The organism is Enterobacter cancerogenus, assembly GCF_019047785.1.
Taxonomy (GTDB): domain Bacteria; phylum Pseudomonadota; class Gammaproteobacteria; order Enterobacterales; family Enterobacteriaceae; genus Enterobacter; species Enterobacter cancerogenus.
This window is the reverse complement of sequence record NZ_CP077290.1, coordinates 1,860,879-1,883,219: the sequence shown is the minus strand read 5'-3', so window position 1 is coordinate 1,883,219 and position 22,341 is coordinate 1,860,879. Positions and strand designations below refer to the sequence as shown.

The window sequence follows — 22,341 nt, the reverse complement described above, 5'->3', positions numbered from 1 at the left end:
GACTTTCTGACAGAGGCTGAGAAGGGGAATAGAGTGCGTGGCGGGTGCTTGAGGCTGTTTGCCTCAGGCTTTCGCAAGAGGCAAACAGTGGAGAGTCCCACATCAAAAAACTGATGGGGAGACCAACTTCACAACCAACATTGCGAGGTTAGTCTCTTCGTTGCCGAAAAGCAATAAGGAGGCTGGAATGCCAAAACGTGCTCTGCTGTTAGGTTTGTTTTTGATCTGTACGACGCTGTTGATCTTCACCTGGATGGTGCGCGATTCGCTATGTGAATTGCATTTCAGACAGGAGAAAACAGAGCTGGCGGCAGTGTTGGCTTACGAAGCAAAACGTTAGCGGTATTGGCGGGGAAGTGTCCCCGCCTCTCCAGAGTGGTTGAGCCTCAACGCACCCTTATCAATGGCCCGCATTCTGCGGGCCATTGCCTTTAGCCCATAAACGCAGGCTGTTTTTTCTCGTATTCGGAAATGGCGGCTTCGTGCTGCAGCGTTAAGCCGATGCTGTCCAGCCCGTTCAGCATGCAGTGACGACGGAACGCGTCAATGCTGAAGCTGTAGGTTTTATCGCCGGCTTTGACCACTTCCGCTTCCAGATCTACTTCAAACGACATGCCCGGAGTCGCCTGCACCAGCGCGAATAACTCATCGACCTGTTCATCGCTCAGCGTCACCGGCAGCAGCTGGTTGTTAAAGCTGTTGCCATAGAAAATGTCCGCGAAACTCGGGGCGATAACCACCTTAAAGCCGTAGTCGGTCAGCGCCCACGGCGCGTGTTCACGTGAGGAACCGCAGCCAAAGTTTTCACGTGCCAGCAGAATCGAGGCGCCGTCGAATTCAGGAAAGTTCAGAACGAACTCCGGGTTCGGAACTTCACCTTTATCGTCAAGGAACCGCCAGTCATTGAACAGGTGCGCACCAAAACCGGTCCGGGTCACTTTCTGCAAAAACTGCTTGGGAATGATCGCGTCGGTATCAACGTTGGCGGCATCCAGAGGGACAACCCGGCCCGTATGTTGGGTAAATTTCTCTGCCATGATTGTCTCCTTATTTCAGGCTGCGAATGTCGGCGAAATGGCCGGTGACGGCTGCCGCAGCGGCCATTGCCGGGCTGACCAGATGGGTACGCCCGCCGCGGCCCTGACGGCCTTCAAAGTTACGGTTGCTGGTGGAGGCGCAGCGCTCGCCCGGATTCAAACGGTCGTTGTTCATGGCCAGACACATGGAGCAGCCGGGCAGACGCCACTCAAAGCCCGCGTCGATAAAGATCTTATCCAGACCTTCGGCTTCCGCCTGCGCCTTCACCGGGCCGGAGCCAGGCACGACCAGCGCCTGCACGCCGGGTGCCACTTTGCGGCCTTTGGCAATGTCGGCTGCGGCGCGCAAATCTTCGATACGTGAGTTGGTGCAGGAACCAATAAACACTTTGTCGATCGCGACATCGGTCAGCGGAACCCCAGGTTTCAGCCCCATATAGGCCAACGCTTTTTCCGCGCTGGCACGCTCTACCGGGTCGGCAAAAGAGGCCGGATCCGGCACATTATCGTTAACGGAGATCACCTGGCCGGGATTGGTTCCCCAGGTCACCTGCGGGGCAATCTCTTCCGCCTGCAGGGTGACCACGGTGTCGAAGACCGCGCCGTCATCGGTTTTCAGGGTTTTCCAGTATTCCACCGCATCGGCATAATCGCGATCTTTGGGGGCGTGCAGGCGGCCTTTCACGTAGTCAAAAGTAGTTTCGTCTGGCGCAACCAGACCCGCTTTCGCCCCCATCTCAATCGCCATGTTGCACAGGGTCATACGACCTTCCATGCTCAGGGCCTGAATGGCTTCGCCGCAGAACTCGACAACGTGGCCGGTGCCGCCCGCGCTACCGGTTTTACCGATAATGGCCAGAACGATGTCTTTCGCGGTGATGCCCGGAGCGGCTTTGCCCTTCACCTCAATCTTCATGGTTTTGGCGCGGCCCTGCTTCAGGGTCTGGGTCGCCAGCACGTGTTCAACTTCAGAGGTCCCAATCCCGAACGCCAGTGCGCCGAACGCGCCGTGGGTGGCGGTATGGGAGTCGCCGCAGACGATGGTCATCCCCGGCAAGGTAATGCCCTGCTCAGGCCCCATCACATGGACGATGCCCTGATAAGGGTGATTCAGGTCGTACAGCTCCACGCCAAACTCGTTGCAGTTCTTAATCAGCTCCTGCATCTGGATCCGCGCCATCTCGCCTGAGGCGTTGATGTCTTTAGTCTGGGTGGAGACGTTGTGATCCATCGTGGCAAAAGTCTTGCCCGGCTGACGTACCGGGCGCTTGTGCGCCCTCAGGCCGTCAAATGCCTGTGGAGAGGTCACTTCGTGTACCAGGTGACGGTCAATGTACAGCAGTGGGGTTTCGTCAGGCGCCTCATAAACGACATGGGCATCAAACAACTTTTCATATAACGTCTTCGCCATGATTACACCCCTTCAGCAACATAGCGGGCAATGATGTCGCCCATTTCATCGGTACTGACTGCCGCCGTGCCGCGCGCCAAATCGCCGGTACGGATGCCTTCTTCTAACGCGCGGTTGATGGCGTTTTCAATGGCCGTCGCGGCTTCGCCTGCATCAAGGCTGTAGCGCAACAGCAGAGCCAGCGACAGGATCTGCGCAATCGGGTTGGCAATGTTTTTACCCGCGATATCCGGAGCAGAGCCGCCCGCCGGTTCGTACAGGCCAAAGCCCTCTTCGTTGAGGCTGGCGGAAGGCAGCATCCCCATGGAGCCGGTGATCATCGCGCACTCGTCCGACAAAATGTCGCCGAACAGGTTGGAGCAGAGCAGTACGTCAAACTGGGACGGATCTTTAATCAACTGCATCGTCGCGTTATCAATGTACATATGCGACAGCTCAACGTCCGGGTACTGTCTGGCAACGTCGCTGACGATTTCGCGCCACAAAATTGAGGATTGCAGTACGTTCGCTTTATCGATTGAGGTCACTTTGTGACGGCGCTTGCGTGCGGATTCAAACGCGATATGGGCGATCCGCTCGATCTCGAAGCGGTGATAGACTTCGGTATCAAACGCCTTTTCATGCTGGCCGCTGCCTTCACGGCCTTTCGGCTGACCAAAGTAGATCCCGCCGGTGAGCTCACGCACGCACAGAATGTCGAAGCCGTTAGCGGCGATATCCGCGCGCAGCGGGCAAAACTCTTCCAGCCCCGGGTACAGCTTCGCCGGACGCAGGTTGCTGAACAATTTGAAATGTTTGCGCAACGGCAGCAGCGCACCGCGCTCAGGCTGCTCTGCCGGTGGCAGATGTTCCCATTTAGGGCCACCTACGGAGCCGAACAGCACGGCATCGGCATTTTCGCAGCCTTCAACCGTGGCTTTTGGCAGTGGCGTACCCTGATTATCGATGGCGACACCGCCCACATCGTAGTGGCTGGTGGTAATTTTCATCGCAAAACGCGAGCGAACGGCTTCCAGTACTTTCAGCGCCTGTGCCATCACTTCCGGGCCAATACCGTCGCCCGGTAACACAGCAATATGGTGATTCTTCGACATTACACGGTTTCCTTGTTGTTCTCTTTATTCTGAGCTTTGCGTTGCAACTCTTTATCCACTTCAGCGGCGCGCCAGATGTTATTCAGGACATGAACCATCGCTTTGGCAGAGGATTCAACGATGTCCGTTGCCAGACCAACCCCGTGGAAACGGCGGCCATTGTGATTGACGACGATATCAACCTGACCCAGGGCATCTTTACCGTGCCCCTTGGCGCTGAGGCCATACTTAACCAGCTCGATGTCATACTCTGTGATGCGATTGATTGCCTGATAAATGGCATCCACCGGGCCGTTGCCGTTGGCCGCTTCGGCTTTAATCTCTTCACCGCAGGCCAGTTTCACCGAGGCGGTGGCGATATCGCTTGAGCCGGACTGCACGCTGAAGTAATCCAGGCGGAAATGCTCTGGCTCTTCCTGTTGCTTGTTGATGAACGCCAGCGCTTCCAGGTCATAGTCGAAGACCTGGCCTTTTTTATCCGCCAGCTTCAGGAACGCGTCGTACAGCTGGTCCATGTTGTAATCGCTGTCTTTGTAACCCATCTCTTCCATACGGTGCTTCACCGCTGCCCGACCAGAGCGTGAGGTCAGGTTCAACTGAACCTGGTTCAGGCCGATGGATTCCGGGGTCATGATTTCGTAGTTTTCACGGTTCTTGATGACGCCGTCCTGGTGAATACCGGAGGAGTGTGCAAACGCGCCGGTGCCAACGATCGCCTTGTTGGCAGGGACCGGCATATTGCAGATCTGGCTTACGGTCTGGCTGGTGCGCCAGATTTCATGGTGATTAATGCGCGTATTCACATTCATGATGTCTTTACGCACTTTAATTGCCATGATGACCTCTTCCAGCGAGCAGTTACCGGCGCGTTCGCCGATCCCGTTCATCGCGCCTTCTACCTGACGCGCCCCGGCGTGAACGGCCGCAATGGCGTTGCCGACAGCCAGCCCCAAATCATCGTGGGTATGAACGGAGATGATCGCTTTATCGATGTTAGGCACGCGGTCATACAGGCCGGTGATGATGTTGGAAAATTCAAACGGCATGGTGTAGCCGACGGTGTCCGGGATGTTGATGGTTTTGGCTCCTGCGTTGATTGCAGCTTCCACCACGCGCGCCAGATCCTCAATCGGCGTACGGCCCGCATCTTCACAGGAGAATTCAACGTCATCCGTATAGTTACGCGCACGCTTAACCATATATACCGCGCGTTCAATCACCTCATCCAGCGTGCTGCGCAGCTTAGTGGCAATGTGCATTGGAGAGGTGGCGATAAACGTATGAATTCGGAAGGCTTCAGCCACCTTCAGCGACTCGGCCGCCACGTCGATGTCTTTCTCAACACAGCGCGCCAGACCGCAGACGCGGCTGTTTTTGACGGTGCGCGCGATGGTCTGTACCGATTCGAAATCGCCCGGGGAAGAGACCGGGAAACCGACCTCCATCACGTCAACGCCCATACGTTCGAGGGCCAGCGCAATCTGCAGTTTTTCTTTCACGCTCAGGCTTGCCTGCAACGCCTGTTCACCGTCGCGTAATGTCGTATCGAAAATAATGACTTGCTGGCTCATGGGTTAGGTCCTTGTCTGTCTTAGGGCGCCTTGCTACGAGCATAAAAAAACCCGCGCAGTGGCGCGGGTTCTTAGTTTTACTGGAGACGATTCAACGCTGAATTTCGCCCGCCAGACTACCGCGCACAGTGGATGCGTTTAGTAGTAGTAGGCTGGTGAAGCGAATGGTGCGGATCATGAATCGTGCTCCCGTTAAAATCGATATGCTTTTAGTGGTACTGGATACGAGGTTTCATGTCAACCCCCGACGGTAAAAACGCAGCGGATTAACGGGCAGGGCGGATTTTACACTTTAGCTAATTGTGCTGGATTTCGTGTTTATAACCATTCTGATTGTCTATTTTTGGACCGGGCATTTATTTATGAAATGGTTCAAATATATTTTCTTTCAAATAAACACATATTTTAAACGTCATGTGTAATGAAGCTAAACCTTTTTTAATTCATTTATTTATAATTATGGTGAATGATTTCAGGTGGGGGTGAGGCGGGCCCTATGATAGCAAAATGTTAATGAGTTTGTGTAGTCTGAGGTTAATAGTTTAATAATACTTAAATTATCATTCATTTTTGAGGTGATTGTTTATTTGCCGGAATTATGCTTTCATTTCATTATTAATGTTTTATATATCGATTGTTCGAACGTTACCTTTCGCTTAGTGGCTAAGCGAAGCCACTTTTTGATGAGTTTTTCTTTATATTTTCCGAATTTTAAAGAATTCTCTTTCGCTGGTTTTATATGCATGATAAATCATATTTTTCGAACTTATTACTGCACTTTGGTAAAGGGAGTTTAGCGTGACAGTGGAGTCAAGAATGCAAGAAAATAATATTAATCAACCTCAAGTCTATGATGGGGTTAAGCCTCAGTTACGCACCGTCGATCTTAATCTGTTAACCGTGTTTGATGCGGTCATGCAGGAGCAGAATATCACGAGAGCGGCGCAGTCTCTGGGAATGTCTCAACCCGCAGTCAGTAATGCCGTCGCCAGACTTAAGGTGATGTTTAATGACGAACTCTTTGTTCGTTATGGCAGAGGGATCCAACCTACGGCGCGTGCATTCCAGCTTTTCGGCGCGGTTCGCCAGGCGCTGCAATTAGTGCAAAATGAACTGCCGGGTTCAGGGTTTGAACCGCTAAGCAGCGAACGTGTATTCCATCTCTGCGTCTGCAGTCCTTTAGATAATTATTTAACATCTATTATCTACAATAAAGTGGAAGAGATTGCGCCAAATATTCACCTCGTTTTTAAATCATCGTTAAATCAGAACACTGAGCATCAGTTGCGTTACCAGGAAACCGAGTTTGTGCTGGGTTATGAAGAGTTCCGTCGCCCGGAATTCTCCTGCGTTCCTCTGTTTAAAGATGAAATGGTGTTGGTCGCCAGTAAAAAACATCCGCGTATGAATTCACCGCTGCGTGAAAATGATGTCTATAACGAACAGCACGCCGTTGTTGCTCTCGACAGATATGCTTCATTCAGCCAACCGTGGTATGACACGCCTGATAAACAAGCCTGCGTGGCCTATCAGGGAATGGCGATGGTAAGTGTATTAAACGTGGTATCTCAGACTCAGCTGGTGGCTATTGCGCCGCGCTGGCTGGCTGAAGAGTTCTCAGAGCCGCTGGGGCTGCAAGTCCTGCCTTTACCGCTCAAACTCAATAGCCGCACCTGCTATCTTTCCTGGCATGAAGCCGCTGGACGAGATAAAGGCCATCAATGGATGGAAGAGCTTCTTATTAGCGTGTGTGGTCGCTAAATGAATCGGGGTAAATCGTGATAACGACCACGATTTATCCTGGGTTTGTTTAAATATCTACTATTTTATTCTGTTTGATTTTTTTTGCCTCGCCAGACAGCGCGTAAAAATAGATCATTTACTGATTCCTCCCGCTTTTAGGCGATGATTTATCAGCGCGTTTCACTCCCCCAGATGAATTCACCATTAATTATGATAATCCCTCTCTTTTCCACTTTTTAAGCCTCCAGATCGCCCCGGTTTGCTAATTGCCTGCCTCATAACGAGCGGTTAAGGTAACGCTCACTCTGCAAAATATAAGATGGGTTAATCCCCGTTGTAAGACGGCGTGGATGATACGTTTGCGACCTGTCGATAACAAAAGCCTGGAGGCAAAGCATGGAGATGTTGTCTGGCGCGGAAATGGTCGTCCGATCGCTCATCGATCAGGGCGTAAAGCAGGTGTTTGGCTATCCCGGAGGCGCAGTTCTTGATATTTACGATGCGCTCCATACGGTAGGCGGCGTCGATCATGTTCTGGTTCGTCACGAACAGGCTGCGGTGCACATGGCCGACGGCCTGGCGCGGGCGACGGGTGAGGTGGGCGTTGTGCTGGTCACCTCCGGCCCTGGCGCAACCAATGCCATCACCGGGATTGCCACCGCCTATATGGACTCCATCCCGCTGGTGATCCTCTCCGGGCAGGTGGCCACCTCCCTGATTGGCTACGACGCGTTCCAGGAGTGCGACATGGTGGGGATCTCGCGCCCCGTCGTGAAGCACAGTTTTCTGGTGAAGCAGACGGAAGATATTCCCGGCGTGCTGAAAAAGGCGTTCTGGCTGGCGGCGAGCGGTCGTCCCGGCCCGGTGGTGGTCGATCTGCCGAAAGACATTTTGAATCCGGCAAACAAACTGCCTTACGTCTGGCCGGAGTCGGTAAGCATGCGTTCTTACAACCCGACGACTCAGGGACATAAAGGACAAATAAAGCGCGCGCTGCAAACGCTTCTGGCGGCTAAGAAGCCGGTGGTCTACGTGGGCGGCGGAGCCATCAATGCCGCGTGTGAAACGCAGCTGCGCGAGCTGGTTGAGAAATTAAACCTTCCGGTGGCGTCATCATTGATGGGGCTTGGCGCGTTCCCGGCGTCGCACCGTCAGGCGCTGGGGATGCTGGGTATGCATGGTACCTACGAAGCCAACATGACGATGCACAATTCTGATGTGATCTTCGCGGTTGGCGTGCGCTTTGACGATCGTACGACCAATAACCTCGCGAAATACTGCCCGAACGCGACGGTGCTGCACATTGATATCGACCCCACATCGATTTCCAAAACGGTCGCGGCCGATGTGCCAATCGTCGGCGATGCTCGTCAGGTTCTGGAGCAGATGCTGGAGCTGCTGGTTCAGGAAACCACCGCTCAGCCGCTGGATGAGATCCGCGACTGGTGGCAGCAGATCGCCCAGTGGCGTGCGCGTCAGTGTCTGAAGTTTGACACCCAAAGCGAGCACATTAAACCGCAGGCGGTGATCGAAACGATCTGGCGTCTCACCCACGGCGATGCGTACGTGACATCGGACGTTGGCCAGCACCAGATGTTTGCCGCGCTCTACTATCCATTTGATAAACCCCGCCGCTGGATCAACTCCGGCGGGCTGGGCACCATGGGCTTTGGCCTTCCCGCCGCGCTGGGGGTGAAGCTGGCGCTGCCCAATGAAACCGTGGTGTGCGTGACGGGGGATGGCAGTATTCAGATGAACATTCAGGAGCTTTCCACCGCGCTGCAGTACGAACTGCCGGTGCTGATCCTGAACCTGAATAACGGCTACCTCGGAATGGTGAAGCAGTGGCAGGATATGATCTACTCCGGTCGTCATTCTCAGTCATACATGACCTCCCTGCCTGATTTTGTCCGTCTGGCCGAGGCCTATGGACACGTGGGGATGCGGGTGTCCAGTCCGGCTGAGCTGGAGGCGAAACTCAGCGAAGCGCTTGAGCACGTTAAAAACAATCGCCTTGTTTTCATGGACGTCATCGTGGACGGGGCCGAACATGTTTATCCCATGCATATTCGCGGTGGTGGCATGGACGAAATGTGGTTAAGCAAAACGGAGAGAACCTGATATGCGCCGGATATTATCTGTATTACTGGAAAACGAGTCAGGCGCATTGTCGCGCGTCATTGGGCTTTTTGCCCAGCGCGGCTATAACATTGAAAGCCTGACGGTTGCCCCGACGGACGATCCGACGCTATCGCGGATGACCATCCAGACCGTGGGTGATGCCAAAGTGCTTGAGCAGATCGAAAAGCAGCTGCATAAGCTGGTCGACGTGCTGCGCGTAAGCGAACTGGGGCAGGGCGCTTACGTCGAGCGTGAAGTGATGCTGGTGAAAATTCAGGCCAGCGGGTATGGCCGTGAAGAGGTTAAACGCAATACGGATATCTTCCGTGGGCAGATCATCGATGTTACCCCTTCTATATATACCGTGCAGCTGGCCGGCACGAGTGACAAGCTGGATGCTTTTCTCGCCTCGGTGCGGGATGTCGCAAAAATAGTTGAAGTGGCGCGCTCCGGCATTGTTGGCCTGTCGCGCGGCGATAAAATCATGCGTTAGACGTCAAAAAGGTTCGCCTCTTTCTGCCCGGTCGCCAAAGCCGGGCTTTTTTTTGTTCAAACCGCCGCGAATGCAGATAAAAGCGATTGCCGCGGTGACTATTCTGCGTTTAGATGTTAAAAGATTTAACCATAACCTTGACAGGGCCATGGACTCTTTTCTTTTTTTGAGGGGCAATTGTGAAACTGGATGAAATCGCCCGGCTAGCCGGCGTGTCACGAACTACGGCCAGCTATGTGATTAACGGTAAAGCAAAGCAGTACCGTGTCAGCGATAAGACCGTGGAAAAAGTCATGGCGGTGGTTCGTGAGCATAACTACCATCCGAATGCTGTCGCCGCCGGTCTGCGTGCCGGGCGCACCCGCTCTATCGGTCTGGTGATCCCGGATCTGGAAAACACCAGCTATACCCGCATTGCTAACTATCTTGAACGTCAGGCGCGCCAGCGTGGCTACCAACTGCTGATCGCCTGTTCAGAAGATCAGCCTGATAACGAGATGCGCTGTATCGAACACCTTCTCCAGCGGCAGGTTGATGCCATTATTGTCTCGACGTCCTTGCCGCCTGAGCATCCTTTCTATCAACGCTGGGCGAACGACCCGTTCCCGATTGTGGCGCTTGACCGTGCGCTGGACCGCGAACACTTTACCAGCGTCGTGGGGGCCGATCAGGACGATTCAGAAATGCTGGCCGCCGAGCTAAGAACCTTCCCGGCGGAAACGGTGCTGTATCTGGGGGCTTTACCCGAGCTGTCCGTCAGCTTCCTGCGTGAGCAAGGGTTCAGAACCGCCTGGAAAGACGATCCGCGTGAAGTCCATTACCTCTATGCCAACAGCTATGAGCGTGAAGCTGCCGCACAACTCTTCGAAAAATGGCTGGAAACGCATCCGATGCCGCAGGCGCTGTTCACCACCTCTTTCGCGCTGTTGCAGGGTGTGATGGACGTGACGCTGCGTCGTGACGGTAAACTCCCCTCTGACCTGGCGATTGCCACGTTTGGGGATAACGAACTGCTCGATTTCCTGCAGTGCCCGGTGCTGGCCGTTGCGCAGCGTCATCGCGACGTGGCAGAGCGCGTGCTGGAAATCGTTCTGGCGAGCCTGGATGAGCCGCGTAAACCGAAACCGGGGCTGACGCGTATCAAACGCAATCTTTATCGCCGCGGCATTTTAAGCCGCCATTAAGTTGTTCAGGGGTAGCGTTTGCTACCCCTTTTTAGCGTAATAGGGTGAAAGACAATTCCCGCAGGAAAATTAGGATAATTCTTTACGCGTTGTCGTCTGCTATTTTTCTTAATTCATTCTGGCTTTTAAATAGCCTTTTAAAGAACATTTATACGATTTTTAATCCGCCGCACTGAATTATTTTGTTACAAACCCTGTCCGGGGCGATGAATATCCAGACGTTTTTTCTCGCTTCCAGCCAGCCTGCCCATCAACCTGCATCCTCGCGCGAATCTGGCGCTGTTCCTGTCAGGCAATATGTCCTAAAATGCTGCCCGCGTCGCAAACTGACACTTTATATTTGCTGGTGACGATATGAAGCGATCTTTAACGCTTACGTGCATATTCGTTTTTTTCTTACAAATATTCATAACGTTAATTTGCCTCGCCAGTTGTGCAGTTATTAATCAGGTTGAGTTGTCTCTGTAAATACCGGGCTTTCGGACTCATATAGGGATAGTCCTGGCTTGACAAGCTTTTCCCTCGCTCCGTAAACTCCTTTGGGTGGGAATTTGTGGGGTAAAGTGGTTTAGAGGGGTGAGGCTGGCATGTTCCGTGGGGCAACGTTAGTCAATCTCGACAGCAAGGGGCGTTTATCGGTACCAACCCGATACCGCGACCAGTTGATCGAGAACGCTTCAGGTCAAATGGTCTGCACCATTGACATCAACTCCCCCTGCCTGCTGCTTTATCCTTTACCTGAATGGGAAATTATTGAGCAAAAGCTGTCGCGACTGTCGAGCATGAACCCGCAGGAACGCCGCGTGCAGCGGCTGTTATTGGGACATGCCAGTGAATGTCAGATGGATAGCGCAGGGCGTTTACTGATCGCGCCTGTGTTGCGGCAACATGCCGGTCTGACAAAAGAAGTGATGCTGGTCGGGCAGTTCAATAAGTTTGAGCTGTGGGATGAAACGACCTGGTATCAACAGGTCAGGGAAGATATCGACGCTGAGCAGTCGGATTCCGCGACACTATCGGAACGGCTGCAGGACTTGTCTCTATAAATATGATGGAAAATTATAAACATACAACGGTGTTGCTGGATGAGGCCGTTAACGGCCTGAATATTCGTCCGGACGGCATCTACGTTGATGGCACTTTTGGTCGCGGTGGACACTCGCGTTTAATCCTCTCACAGCTTGGAGCGGAAGGACGCCTGCTGGCAATCGATCGCGATCCGCAGGCGATTGCCGTTGCGCAAACCATCGACGATCCTCGTTTTTCCATCGTGCATGGACCTTTCTCTGCGCTCGCGGACTACGTGGCCGAGCGCGGCTTAACCGGCAAGATTGACGGCATTCTCCTCGATCTTGGCGTCTCTTCACCCCAGCTTGATGATGCCGAACGTGGTTTCTCCTTTATGCGTGACGGTCCGCTGGATATGCGTATGGACCCTACGCGCGGTCAGTCTGCTGCCGAATGGCTTCAGACGGCGGACGAAGCGGATATCGCCTGGGTGATCAAAACCTTCGGTGAAGAGCGTTTTGGCAAACGCATTGCGCGCGCCATCGTTGAGCGTAACCGCATTGAGCCAATGACCCGCACGAAAGAGCTGGCTGAGGTTATCGCGGCGGCGACGCCGGTGAAAGATAAGCATAAACATCCCGCGACCCGTACCTTCCAGGCGGTGCGCATCTGGGTAAACAGTGAACTGGAGGAAATAGAGCTGGCGCTAAAAAGCTCGCTCGACGTGCTGGCCCCGGGTGGGCGGTTATCCGTAATCAGCTTCCATTCACTGGAAGACCGCATTGTGAAACGCTTTATGCGCGAGCAAAGTCGCGGTCCTCAGGTGCCTGCGGGGCTGCCGATGACGGAAGAACAGCTCAGCAAGCTGGGGGGTCGTCAGCTGCGAGCACTAGGCAAGTTGATGCCGGGCGAAGAAGAGGTGGCAGAGAATCCACGAGCCCGTAGTTCAGTGCTGCGTGTAGCAGAGAGGACGAACGCATGATCGGCAGAGTGACAGAGACCCTAAGCAAAGTTAAGGGATCGTTAGGAAGCAACGAGCGCCATGCCTTGCCTGGCGTGATCGGCGACGATCTTTTGCGGTTTGGGAAGCTGCCACTCTGCTTGTTCATTTGCATCATCGTGACGGCAGTAACGGTGGTCACTACGGCCCACCACACCCGTTTGTTAACCGCGCAGCGCGAGCAGTTGGTGCTGGAACGTGATGCGCTGGATATCGAATGGCGAAACCTCATTCTTGAAGAGAACGCGCTCGGCGATCACAGCCGGGTTGAACGGATCGCAACGGAAAAGCTGCAGCTGCAGCATGTTGATCCTTCTCAGGAAAATATCGTAGTACAAAAATAAGGGAAAACGCGACGCATGAAAGCAGCGGCAAAAACGCTAAAACCAAAACGTCAGGAAGAACAGGCCAACTTTGTGAGTTGGCGTTTTGCGTTGCTTTGCGGCTGCATTTTACTGGCGCTGGGGTTCCTGCTGGGACGCGTGGCGTGGTTGCAAATCATCGCCCCTGACATGCTGGTGCGCCAGGGCGACATGCGTTCTCTGCGCGTTCAGGAAGTGTCTACCTCTCGCGGCATGATCACCGACCGCTCTGGCCGTCCGCTGGCGGTGAGCGTGCCGGTAAAAGCCATTTGGGCTGACCCTAAAGAGCTGCACGACGCGGGGGGGATCACGCTTGATAACCGCTGGAAAGCGCTCTCCGATGCGCTGAAAATGCCGCTGGATCAACTGGCGTCGCGCGTTAACGCTAACCCGAAAGGGCGTTTTATCTATCTGGCACGTCAGGTTAACCCTGACATGGCGGATTACATCAAAAAGCTTAAGCTGCCGGGGATTCACCTGCGTGAGGAGTCACGCCGCTATTATCCTTCCGGCGAAGTAACCGCTCACCTCATCGGTTTTACCAACGTCGATAGCCAGGGGATCGAGGGCGTCGAAAAAAGCTTTGATAAGTGGCTGACCGGCCAGCCGGGCGAGCGCATCGTGCGTAAAGACCGCTACGGTCGCGTCATTGAGGATATCTCTTCCACGGACAGCCAGGCCGCGCATAACCTGGCCCTGAGCATTGATGAACGTCTGCAGGCGCTGGTCTACCGCGAGCTGAACAACGCCGTGGCCTTTAACAAGGCGGAATCCGGCAGCGCCGTCCTGGTTGATGTCAACACGGGCGAAGTGCTGGCGATGGCCAGCAGCCCCTCTTACAACCCAAATAATTTCGCAGGCACTGCAAAAGATGCGATGCGTAACCGGTCGATTACTGACGTTTTCGAACCGGGTTCAACCGTAAAACCAATGGTGGTGATGACCGCGCTTCAGCGTGGCATCGTCAATGAAAGTACCGTTCTGAATACGATTCCTTACCGCATTAACGGCCATGAAATTAAAGACGTGGCCCGTTACAGCGAACTGACCCTCACCGGGGTCTTACAGAAGTCGAGTAACGTCGGTGTTTCAAAGCTGGCGTTAGCGATGCCGTCCTCAGCGTTAGTAGAGACTTACTCACGTTTTGGGCTGGGAAAAGCGACCAATTTGGGGTTGGTCGGAGAACGCAGTGGCTTATATCCTCAAAAACAACGGTGGTCTGACATAGAGAGGGCCACCTTCTCTTTCGGCTACGGGCTAATGGTAACCCCGTTACAGTTAGCGCGAGTCTACGCAACGATTGGCAGCTATGGCGTTTACCGTCCGCTGTCGATCACCAAAGTTGATCCACCGGTTCCGGGCGAACGTATCTTCCCGGAATCCATCGTGCGTACCGTGGTGCATATGATGGAAAGCGTGGCGCTGCCCGGCGGCGGCGGCGTGAAGGCGGCGATCAAAGGTTATCGCATCGCCATTAAAACCGGTACGGCGAAAAAAGTGGGGCCAGATGGCCGCTACATCAATAAATACATTGCCTATACCGCAGGCGTTGCACCTGCCAGCAATCCGCGTTTTGCGCTGGTGGTGGTGATTAACGATCCGCAGGCGGGTAAATACTACGGTGGCGCCGTTTCCGCGCCTGTGTTCGGAGCCATCATGGGCGGCGTGTTGCGCACCATGAATATCGAACCGGATGCGCTGGCGACGGGCGAGAAAAGTGAATTTGTAATTAATCAAGGCGAGGGTACAGGTGGCAGATCGTAATTTGCGCGACCTTCTCGCTCCGTGGGTGCCAAACGCACCCGCGCGAGCGCTACGAGAGATGATTCTGGACAGCCGCGTTGCGGCTTCTGGCGATCTTTTTGTGGCTGTAGTAGGTCATCAGGCGGACGGGCGTCGTTATATCCCGCAGGCGATTGCGCAAGGTGTTGCTGCCGTTATTGCTGAGGCGAAAGATGAGGCAACCGACGGCGAAATCCGTGAAATGCACGGCGTGCCGGTTATCTACCTCAGCCAGCTGAATGAGCGTCTCTCCGCACTGGCAGGACGTTTTTATCATGAGCCCTCCGACCAGCTTCGTCTGGTGGGCGTTACGGGCACCAACGGAAAAACAACCACCACGCAGTTGATGGCGCAATGGGCTCAGCTGCTGGGTGAAACCGGCGCGGTAATGGGCACGGTCGGTAATGGCCTGCTGGGCAACGTTAGCCCGACGGAAAATACCACCGGCTCGGCGGTAGATGTGCAGCATATGCTTGCCGGTCTGGCAGAGCAGGGGGCGAGCTTCGCCGCAATGGAGGTTTCCTCCCACGGGCTGGTGCAGCACCGCGTGGCTGCGCTGAAATTTGCCGCTTCCGTGTTCACCAACCTCAGCCGCGATCATCTTGATTATCACGGCGATATGGAGCATTACGAAGCCGCGAAATGGCTGCTCTATTCCACCCACCATCACGGCGAGGCTATCGTTAACGCCGATGATGAAGTCGGACGCCGCTGGCTGGCGAAGCTGCCGGACGCGGTTGCCGTCTCGATGGAAGACCATATTAACCCGAACTGCCACGGCCGCTGGCTGAAAGCGGTTGAGGTGAAGTATCACGACCGCGGAGCGACTATTCGCGTTGCGTCGTCATGGGGCGAAGGCGAGATCGAAAGCCGCCTGATGGGCGCATTCAACGTCAGCAACCTGCTGCTGGCGCTGGCGACGCTGCTGGCGCTGGGCTACCCGATGGCGGAGCTGCTGAAAACGGCGGAGCGTCTGCAGCCGGTGTGTGGCCGTATGGAAGTGTTTAGCGCGCCGGGTAAACCGACCGTGGTCGTGGATTATGCCCACACCCCGGATGCGCTGGAAAAAGCGCTGGAAGCGGCACGTCTGCACTGCGCCGGTAAACTCTGGTGCGTGTTTGGCTGCGGCGGCGATCGTGATAAAGGCAAGCGCCCGCTGATGGGGGCGATTGCGGAACAGTTCGCGGACATTCCGGTGGTGACCGATGACAACCCGCGTACCGAAGAGCCGCGCACCATCATCAACGACATTCTGGCCGGTATGCTCGACGCTGGCCGCGCCCGCGTGGTGGAAGGCCGCGCGGAAGCCGTCACCAACGCCATTATGCAGGCGCAGGAGAACGACGTCGTTCTGCTGGCCGGTAAAGGGCATGAAGATTATCAGATCGTTGGCAACCGCCGTCTGGACTACTCCGACCGCGTAACGGCAGCACGTCTGCTGGGAGTTGTAGCATGATTAGCATTACGCTAAGCCAGGCCGCAGCCATCCTGAAGGGGACGCTGCAGGGCCAGGATCTGAACATTGACGACGTAACGACCGATACCCGCAAAGTGACCGCGGGTTGCCTGTTTGTGGCGCTGAAAGGCGAGCGTTTTGATGCGCACGATTTTGTCGATAGCGCTAAAGAGAACGGCGCAGGTGCGCTGCTGGTAAGCCGCAAGCTCGACATCGATCTGCCGCAGATTGTGGTGAAAGATACCCGCCTGGCGTTTGGCGAACTGGCGGCGTGGGTACGCCAGCAGGTTCCGGCTCGCGTTGTGGCGCTGACGGGATCGTCCGGCAAAACCTCGGTCAAAGAGATGACGGCAGCGATCCTCGGCCAGTGCGGAAACACGCTGTATACCGCAGGTAACCTCAACAATGACATCGGCGTGCCGATGACACTGCTGCGCCTGACTAAAGAACATGAATTTGCGGTGATTGAATTAGGGGCCAACCATCAGGGCGAAATCGCCTGGACGGTGAGCCTGACGCGCCCGGAAGCGGCGCTGGTAAATAACCTGGCGGCTGCGCACCTCGAAGGGTTCGGCTCGCTGGAAGGCGTGGCGAAAGCCAAAGGCGAAATCTACACCGGCCTGCCTGCTGACGGTATCGCCATTATGAATGCCGACAATAACGACTGGCTGAACTGGCAGAGCATCATTGGTTCGCGTAAGACCTGGCGCTTTTCCCCAAATGCCGCCAACAGCGATTTTACGGCAACCAATATCCATGTGACGTCGCACGGCACCGAGTTCACGCTCAACACCCCAACGGGTGGTGTGGATGTGCTGCTGCCGTTGCCGGGTCGCCATAACATCGCGAATGCGCTTGCAGCAGCGGCGTTATCGATGGCCGTGGGCGCGTCGCACGACGCCATCAAAACCGGGCTGGCGAATCTTAAAGCCGTGCCGGGGCGTCTGTTCCCCATCCCGCTGGCAGAAAACAAACTGCTGCTGGACGACTCCTACAATGCCAACGTCGGTTCTATGACCGCGGCTGTGCAAGTGCTGTCGGAAATGCCGGGCTATCGCGTTATGGTTGTCGGTGATATGGGTGAACTGGGCGATGAGAGCGAAGCCTGCCATATCCAGGTGGGCGAGGCGGCGAAAGCGGCGGGTCTGGATTGCGTGCTGAGCGCAGGAAAATTGAGTCAGGCGATTTCTCAGGCCAGCGGCGTTGGCGAGCATTTTGCGACCAAAGGCGAATTGATTGAACGCCTCAACGCGTTAATTGCAGAAAAACAAATTGTGACTGTGTTAGTGAAAGGTTCACGTAGTGCCGCCATGGAAGAGGTTGTGCACGCATTACAGGAGAACGGAACATGTTAGTTTGGCTGGCCGAGCATTTGGTCAAATATTATTCAGGCTTTAACGTCTTTTCCTATCTGACGTTTCGCGCCATCGTCAGCCTGCTGACTGCGCTGTTCATCTCCTTGTGGATGGGCCCGCGCATGATTGCCCGTCTGCAAAAACTCTCTTTCGGCCAGGTTGTGCGTAACGATGGCCCGGAATCTCACTTCAGCAAGCGCGGTACGCCGACCATGGGCGGGATTATGATCCTGACCGCTATTGTCGTGTCCGTACTGCTGTGGGCTTACCCGTCAAACCCTTACGTCTGGTGCGTGCTGACCGTGCTGGTCGGCTACGGGATTATTGGTTTTGTCGATGACTACCGTAAGGTGGTGCGCAAAGATACCAAAGGCCTGATTGCCCGCTGGAAATATTTCTGGATGTCGGTGATTGCGCTGGGCGTCGCCTTCGCGCTGTATCTGGCAGGTAAGGATACCCCGGCTACCGAACTGGTGGTGCCCTTCTTCAAAGACGTGATGCCGCAGCTGGGGCTGTTCTACATCCTGCTGGCGTACTTCGTGATTGTTGGCACCGGTAACGCCGTCAACCTGACGGATGGTCTGGATGGCCTGGCGATTATGCCTACCGTTTTTGTCGCGGGTGGTTTTGCGCTGGTCGCCTGGGCGACAGGTAACATGAACTTTGCCAACTATCTGCACATTCCTTACCTGCGTCACGCCGGTGAACTGGTGATTGTCTGTACGGCGATCGTCGGGGCGGGGCTGGGTTTCCTGTGGTTCAACACCTATCCGGCGCAGGTCTTTATGGGCGACGTCGGTTCGCTGGCCCTGGGCGGCGCGCTCGGCATTATCGCCGTGCTGCTGCGTCAGGAGTTCCTGCTGGTGATCATGGGCGGCGTGTTTGTGGTGGAGACCCTGTCGGTCATTCTGCAGGTGGGTTCCTTCAAGCTGCGCGGACAGCGCATCTTCCGCATGGCACCGATTCACCACCACTATGAACTGAAAGGCTGGCCGGAGCCGCGCGTCATTGTGCGCTTCTGGATTATTTCGCTGATGCTGGTCCTGATTGGCCTGGCAACGCTGAAGGTACGTTAATCATGGCAGATTACCAGGGTAAAAAAGTCGTTATCATCGGGTTAGGCCTGACCGGCCTCTCCTGCGTGGACTTTTTCCTCGCGCGGGGTGTAACGCCGCGGGTGATGGATACGCGTGTTTCTCCGCCGGGTCTGGACACGCTGCCAGAGCCGGTTGAACGCCACCTTGGTGGTCTGAATGATGACTGGCTGCTGGCCGCCGATCTGATTGTTGCCAGCCCGGGTATGGCGCTGGCACACCCTTCGTTAAGCGCTGCTGCCGATGCCGGCGTTGAGATTGTCGGTGATATCGAACTGTTCTGCCGGGAAGCGCAGGCCCCCATCATTGCGATTACCGGTTCAAACGGCAAAAGCACCGTCACCACGCTGGTGGGCGAGATGGCAAAAGCCGCGGGCATGAACGTGGGCGTGGGCGGGAATATCGGCCTGCCGGCGCTGATGCTGCTGGATAAAGGCTGCGAGCTGTACGTGCTCGAACTCTCCAGCTTCCAGCTGGAAACCACCACCAGTTTGCATGCCGCCGCGGCGACGATCCTCAACGTGACCGAAGATCATATGGATCGCTATCCGTTTGGTTTGCAGCAGTACCGCGCGGCCAAGCTGCGCGTGTATGAAAATGCCAAAGTCTGCGTGGTCAACGCCGATGATGCGCTCACCATGCCGGTGCGCGGCGCGGACGATCGTTGTATCAGCTTTGGCATTACTATGGGCGATTATCACCTGAACCGTCAGTTGGGCGAAACCTGGCTGCGCGTGAAGGGTGAGAAAGTGCTGAATGTGAAAGAGATGAAACTGTCCGGCCAGCATAACTATACCAACGCCCTGGCGGCGCTGGCGCTGGCGGATGCGGTGGGCTTGCCGCGCTCTTCCAGCCTGCAGGCGCTGACCACTTATTCAGGTCTGGCACACCGTTTCCAGCTGGCGCTGGAGCACAACGGGGTGCGCTGGATCAACGACTCCAAAGCCACGAACGTCGGCAGTACCGAGGCCGCGCTGAATGGCCTGCACGTTGACGGCACGCTGCATCTGCTGCTGGGTGGCGATGGCAAATCAGCCGATTTCTCCTCGCTGAAGCAGTACCTCGCGGGCGATAACATCCGCCTGTACTGTTTCGGACGCGATGGCGGCGAGCTGGCACAGCTGCGCCCTGAGATTGCCGAGCAAACAGAGACCATGGAGCAGGCGATGCGCCTGATTGCGCCGCGCGTTCAGCCCGGCGATATGGTGCTGCTTTCTCCGGCCTGCGCCAGCCTCGATCAATTCAAGAATTTTGAGCAGCGGGGCGATATCTTTACCCGCCTGGCGAAGGAGTTAGGCTGATGCGTTTCTCTCTCCCTCGCCTGAGAATGCCGCGTCTGCCGGGGTTTGGCATCCTGGTATGGCTGTTCGCGGCGCTAAAAGGCTGGGTCATGGCCTCCCGGGACAAAGATTCCGATAGCCTGGTGATGTACGACCGCATGCTGTTCTGGCTCACGCTGGGGCTGGCGGCGATCGGCTTTATCATGGTGACCTCGGCATCGATGCCTGTCGGGCAGCGTCTGGCTAACGATCCCTTCCTGTTTGCCAAGCGTGACGGCCTGTACATTATTCTGGCGTTCTGCCTGGCGATGATAACCCTGCGTCTGCCGATGGAGTTCTGGCAGCGCCACAGTACCGCGATGCTGATTGCCTCGATCATCATGCTGCTGATCGTGCTGGTTGTCGGCAGCTCCGTAAACGGGGCATCGCGCTGGATTGCCTTTGGTCCGCTGCGTATTCAGCCAGCAGAGTTCACCAAGCTCTCGCTCTTCTGTTACCTGGCGAACTACCTGGTGCGTAAAGTCGACGAGGTGCGTAACAACCTTCGTGGCTTCTTAAAACCGATGGGCGTGATTCTGGTTCTCGCCATCCTGCTGCTGGCGCAGCCTGACCTCGGGACGGTGGTGGTGCTGTTCGTGACCACGCTGGCGATGCTGTTCCTGGCGGGTGCGAAGCTGTGGCAGTTTATCGCGATTATCGGCATGGGGATTTCCGCAGTGGTACTGCTGATCCTCGCTGAGCCATACCGTATTCGCCGTGTGACCTCGTTCTGGAACCCGTGGGAAGACCCGTTCGGCAGCGGCTACCAGCTGACGCAGTCGCTGATGGCATTTGGCCGCGGCGAAGTCTGGGGACAAGGCCTGGGCAACTCCGTTCAAAAACTGGAGTATTTACCTGAGGCGCACACCGACTTCATCTTCTCCATTATTGGGGAAGAACTGGGTTATATCGGTGTGGTATTGGCACTATTAATGGTATTCTTCGTCGCTTTCCGCGCCATGTCGATTGGTCGGAAAGCGCTGGAAATCGATCACCGCTTCTCAGGTTTTCTGGCCTGCTCAATTGGTATCTGGTTTAGCTTCCAGGCATTGGTTAACGTCGGGGCCGCAGCAGGTATGCTGCCGACCAAAGGTCTGACGTTGCCGTTAATCAGTTATGGTGGCTCCAGCCTGTTGATTATGTCGACGGCGATCATGTTCTTGTTACGTATTGATTATGAAACGCGTCTGGAAAAAGCCCAGGCGTTTACACGAGGTTCACGATGAATCAACCGAAGCGGTTAATGGTGATGGCAGGCGGTACGGGCGGGCATGTGTTCCCCGGACTTGCGGTTGCGCACCATTTAATGGATCAGGGCTGGCAGATACGCTGGCTGGGAACCGCAGACCGCATGGAAGCCGACCTGGTACCGAAGCACGGTATTGAGATCGACTTTATTCGTATTTCTGGCCTGCGCGGAAAAGGTATCAAGGCGCAGTTGCTGGCACCGGTGCGGATCTTCAACGCCTGGCGTCAGGCCCGCGCCATTATGAAACGCTTTAAACCCGACGTCGTGCTGGGCATGGGCGGCTATGTCTCGGGTCCTGGCGGGCTGGCAGCATGGTCGCTGGGCATTCCTGTCGTTCTGCACGAGCAGAACGGCATCGCCGGGCTGACCAACAAATGGCTGGCGAAAATCGCCACCAAGGTGATGCAGGCCTTCCCGGGTGCATTTCCAAAAGCGGACGTTGTGGGCAACCCGGTGCGCGTGGACGTGCTGGCGCTGCCGCTGCCTGATGCTCGCCTGACGGGCCGTGAAGGGCCGGTGCGTGTGCTTGTCGTCGGCGGCTCTCAGGGCGCGCGTATTTTAAACCAGACGATGCCGCAGGCGGCCGCAAAGCTGGGTGATGCCGTGACGATCTGGCATCAAAGCGGAAAAGGCGCTCAGCAGATGGTAGAGCAGCTGTACGCAGAGCACGGCCAGCCGCAGCATAAAGTGACGGAGTTTATCGATGACATGGCCGCAGCCTACGCCTGGGCCGATGTTGTGGTGTGTCGCTCTGGCGCACTGACGGTGAGCGAAATCGCCGCCGCCGGTTTACCCGCGCTATTTGTGCCGTTCCAGCACAAAGACCGACAGCAGTACTGGAATGCGCTGCCGCTTGAGAAAGCCGGAGCAGCCAAAATTTTTGAGCAGCCACAATTTACCGCCGATGCGGTCGCCACCACTCTGGCGGGCTGGGACAGAGACGCATTGCTGAAGATGGCCGAACGCGCGCGCGCGACCGCCATCCCGGATGCGACGGAACGGGTAGCAAAAGAAGTGAGCCTGGCAGCCCGGGCTTAACCCTCGCAGCGCGTGTTGCGCTGC

The 22,341-nt window shown here is 55.7% G+C and carries 20 protein-coding genes; 15 read left to right on the top strand and 5 right to left on the bottom strand.

The window, feature by feature from the left end:
- Positions 1-187: 187 nt before the first annotated feature.
- The gene (locus I6L58_RS08840) at positions 188-340 is read left to right on the top strand and encodes a Hok/Gef family protein (RefSeq protein ID WP_042319272.1); all 153 of its coding nucleotides are present in this window, start codon (positions 188-190) and stop codon (positions 338-340) included.
- Between the two features lie 91 nt (positions 341-431).
- On the opposite strand, the gene leuD is transcribed toward I6L58_RS08840, so the two are convergent.
- From leuD to leuL, 5 genes are all read right to left on the bottom strand, one after another.
- Positions 432-1,037: a 3-isopropylmalate dehydratase small subunit gene (gene leuD, locus I6L58_RS08835; RefSeq protein ID WP_088208861.1), complete on the bottom strand. Its 606-nt coding sequence runs from the start codon at positions 1,035-1,037 to the stop codon at positions 432-434.
- Positions 1,038-1,047: 10 nt separating this feature from the next.
- The gene (gene leuC / locus I6L58_RS08830) at positions 1,048-2,448 is read right to left on the bottom strand and encodes a 3-isopropylmalate dehydratase large subunit (protein WP_058609674.1); all 1,401 of its coding nucleotides are present in this window, start codon (positions 2,446-2,448) and stop codon (positions 1,048-1,050) included.
- Between the two features lie 2 nt (positions 2,449-2,450).
- Complete coding sequence (gene leuB, locus I6L58_RS08825) at positions 2,451-3,542, bottom strand: 3-isopropylmalate dehydrogenase (protein ID WP_058609675.1); 1,092 nt, start codon at positions 3,540-3,542, stop codon at positions 2,451-2,453.
- Positions 3,542-5,113 (bottom strand): 2-isopropylmalate synthase, encoded by a 1,572-nt coding sequence (gene leuA, locus I6L58_RS08820; protein ID WP_088208862.1) that lies wholly within the window; start codon positions 5,111-5,113, stop codon positions 3,542-3,544. The genes leuB and leuA overlap by 1 nt, the downstream gene beginning before the upstream one ends.
- 91 nt (positions 5,114-5,204) lie before the next feature.
- Positions 5,205-5,291 carry a leu operon leader peptide gene (gene leuL, locus I6L58_RS23050; protein WP_101738246.1) on the bottom strand — a complete coding sequence of 29 codons (87 nt, stop codon included), beginning with the start codon at positions 5,289-5,291 and terminating at the stop codon, positions 5,205-5,207.
- Positions 5,292-5,929: 638 nt separating this feature from the next.
- On the opposite strand from leuL, the gene leuO reads away from it, so the two are divergent.
- The 14 genes from leuO (at position 5,930) to murG (ending at position 22,317) form a co-directional block, all read left to right on the top strand.
- Positions 5,930-6,874, top strand: a complete 945-nt coding sequence (gene leuO, locus I6L58_RS08810) for a transcriptional regulator LeuO (RefSeq protein ID WP_006173872.1) — start codon at positions 5,930-5,932, stop codon at positions 6,872-6,874.
- A gap of 378 nt (positions 6,875-7,252) precedes the next feature.
- On the top strand, positions 7,253-8,977 hold the full coding sequence (gene ilvI / locus I6L58_RS08805) for an acetolactate synthase 3 large subunit (RefSeq protein ID WP_006173871.1): 1,725 nt from the start codon (positions 7,253-7,255) through the stop codon (positions 8,975-8,977).
- Between the two features lies 1 nt (position 8,978).
- A complete protein-coding gene (ilvN, locus tag I6L58_RS08800; RefSeq protein ID WP_006173870.1) occupies positions 8,979-9,470 on the top strand; it encodes an acetolactate synthase small subunit in 492 nt (163 codons plus the stop codon).
- A gap of 179 nt (positions 9,471-9,649) precedes the next feature.
- Complete coding sequence (gene cra / locus I6L58_RS08795; RefSeq protein ID WP_006173866.1) at positions 9,650-10,654, top strand: catabolite repressor/activator; 1,005 nt, start codon at positions 9,650-9,652, stop codon at positions 10,652-10,654.
- 587 nt (positions 10,655-11,241) lie between these two features.
- The gene (gene mraZ / locus I6L58_RS08790) at positions 11,242-11,700 is read left to right on the top strand and encodes a division/cell wall cluster transcriptional repressor MraZ (protein WP_006173863.1); all 459 of its coding nucleotides are present in this window, start codon (positions 11,242-11,244) and stop codon (positions 11,698-11,700) included.
- Between the two features lie 2 nt (positions 11,701-11,702).
- Positions 11,703-12,644, top strand: coding sequence for a 16S rRNA (cytosine(1402)-N(4))-methyltransferase RsmH (gene rsmH / locus I6L58_RS08785; protein WP_006173862.1), 942 nt, complete (start codon positions 11,703-11,705; stop codon positions 12,642-12,644).
- The gene (gene ftsL, locus I6L58_RS08780) at positions 12,641-13,006 is read left to right on the top strand and encodes a cell division protein FtsL (protein WP_006173860.1); all 366 of its coding nucleotides are present in this window, start codon (positions 12,641-12,643) and stop codon (positions 13,004-13,006) included. The genes rsmH and ftsL overlap by 4 nt, the downstream gene beginning before the upstream one ends.
- A 15-nt stretch (positions 13,007-13,021) precedes the next feature.
- On the top strand, positions 13,022-14,788 hold the full coding sequence (locus I6L58_RS08775; RefSeq protein WP_006173859.1) for a peptidoglycan glycosyltransferase FtsI: 1,767 nt from the start codon (positions 13,022-13,024) through the stop codon (positions 14,786-14,788).
- Entirely contained in the window at positions 14,775-16,262 is a 1,488-nt protein-coding gene (gene murE, locus I6L58_RS08770; protein ID WP_088208863.1) for a UDP-N-acetylmuramoyl-L-alanyl-D-glutamate--2,6-diaminopimelate ligase, read from the top strand. Before I6L58_RS08775 ends, murE begins: the two co-directional genes overlap by 14 nt.
- Complete coding sequence (murF, locus tag I6L58_RS08765; protein WP_088208864.1) at positions 16,259-17,617, top strand: UDP-N-acetylmuramoyl-tripeptide--D-alanyl-D-alanine ligase; 1,359 nt, start codon at positions 16,259-16,261, stop codon at positions 17,615-17,617. The genes murE and murF overlap by 4 nt, the downstream gene beginning before the upstream one ends.
- Positions 17,611-18,693 (top strand): phospho-N-acetylmuramoyl-pentapeptide-transferase, encoded by a 1,083-nt coding sequence (mraY, locus tag I6L58_RS08760; RefSeq protein ID WP_003856353.1) that lies wholly within the window; start codon positions 17,611-17,613, stop codon positions 18,691-18,693. The genes murF and mraY overlap by 7 nt, the downstream gene beginning before the upstream one ends.
- A gap of 2 nt (positions 18,694-18,695) precedes the next feature.
- Positions 18,696-20,012, top strand: a complete 1,317-nt coding sequence (gene murD / locus I6L58_RS08755; protein WP_088208865.1) for a UDP-N-acetylmuramoyl-L-alanine--D-glutamate ligase — start codon at positions 18,696-18,698, stop codon at positions 20,010-20,012.
- Positions 20,012-21,256, top strand: a complete 1,245-nt coding sequence (gene ftsW / locus I6L58_RS08750) for a cell division protein FtsW (protein ID WP_006173854.1) — start codon at positions 20,012-20,014, stop codon at positions 21,254-21,256. The genes murD and ftsW overlap by 1 nt, the downstream gene beginning before the upstream one ends.
- Positions 21,253-22,317, top strand: coding sequence for an undecaprenyldiphospho-muramoylpentapeptide beta-N-acetylglucosaminyltransferase (gene murG, locus I6L58_RS08745; RefSeq protein ID WP_088208866.1), 1,065 nt, complete (start codon positions 21,253-21,255; stop codon positions 22,315-22,317). The genes ftsW and murG overlap by 4 nt, the downstream gene beginning before the upstream one ends.
- Positions 22,318-22,341: the final 24 nt, after the last annotated feature.

Coding starts and splice junctions, on each gene's coding strand:
- I6L58_RS08840 (WP_042319272.1), top strand. CDS start 188: ATGCCAAAACGTGCTCTGCTGTTAGGTTTGTTTTTGATCTGTACGACG.
- leuD (WP_088208861.1), bottom strand. CDS start 1,037: ATGGCAGAGAAATTTACCCAACATACGGGCCGGGTTGTCCCTCTGGAT.
- leuC (WP_058609674.1), bottom strand. CDS start 2,448: ATGGCGAAGACGTTATATGAAAAGTTGTTTGATGCCCATGTCGTTTAT.
- leuB (WP_058609675.1), bottom strand. CDS start 3,542: ATGTCGAAGAATCACCATATTGCTGTGTTACCGGGCGACGGTATTGGC.
- leuA (WP_088208862.1), bottom strand. CDS start 5,113: ATGAGCCAGCAAGTCATTATTTTCGATACGACATTACGCGACGGTGAA.
- leuL (WP_101738246.1), bottom strand. CDS start 5,291: ATGATCCGCACCATTCGCTTCACCAGCCTACTACTACTAAACGCATCC.
- leuO (WP_006173872.1), top strand. CDS start 5,930: ATGCAAGAAAATAATATTAATCAACCTCAAGTCTATGATGGGGTTAAG.
- ilvI (WP_006173871.1), top strand. CDS start 7,253: ATGGAGATGTTGTCTGGCGCGGAAATGGTCGTCCGATCGCTCATCGAT.
- ilvN (WP_006173870.1), top strand. CDS start 8,979: ATGCGCCGGATATTATCTGTATTACTGGAAAACGAGTCAGGCGCATTG.
- mraZ (WP_006173863.1), top strand. CDS start 11,242: ATGTTCCGTGGGGCAACGTTAGTCAATCTCGACAGCAAGGGGCGTTTA.
- rsmH (WP_006173862.1), top strand. CDS start 11,703: ATGATGGAAAATTATAAACATACAACGGTGTTGCTGGATGAGGCCGTT.
- ftsL (WP_006173860.1), top strand. CDS start 12,641: ATGATCGGCAGAGTGACAGAGACCCTAAGCAAAGTTAAGGGATCGTTA.
- I6L58_RS08775 (WP_006173859.1), top strand. CDS start 13,022: ATGAAAGCAGCGGCAAAAACGCTAAAACCAAAACGTCAGGAAGAACAG.
- murF (WP_088208864.1), top strand. CDS start 16,259: ATGATTAGCATTACGCTAAGCCAGGCCGCAGCCATCCTGAAGGGGACG.
- mraY (WP_003856353.1), top strand. CDS start 17,611: ATGTTAGTTTGGCTGGCCGAGCATTTGGTCAAATATTATTCAGGCTTT.
- murD (WP_088208865.1), top strand. CDS start 18,696: ATGGCAGATTACCAGGGTAAAAAAGTCGTTATCATCGGGTTAGGCCTG.
- ftsW (WP_006173854.1), top strand. CDS start 20,012: ATGCGTTTCTCTCTCCCTCGCCTGAGAATGCCGCGTCTGCCGGGGTTT.
- murG (WP_088208866.1), top strand. CDS start 21,253: ATGAATCAACCGAAGCGGTTAATGGTGATGGCAGGCGGTACGGGCGGG.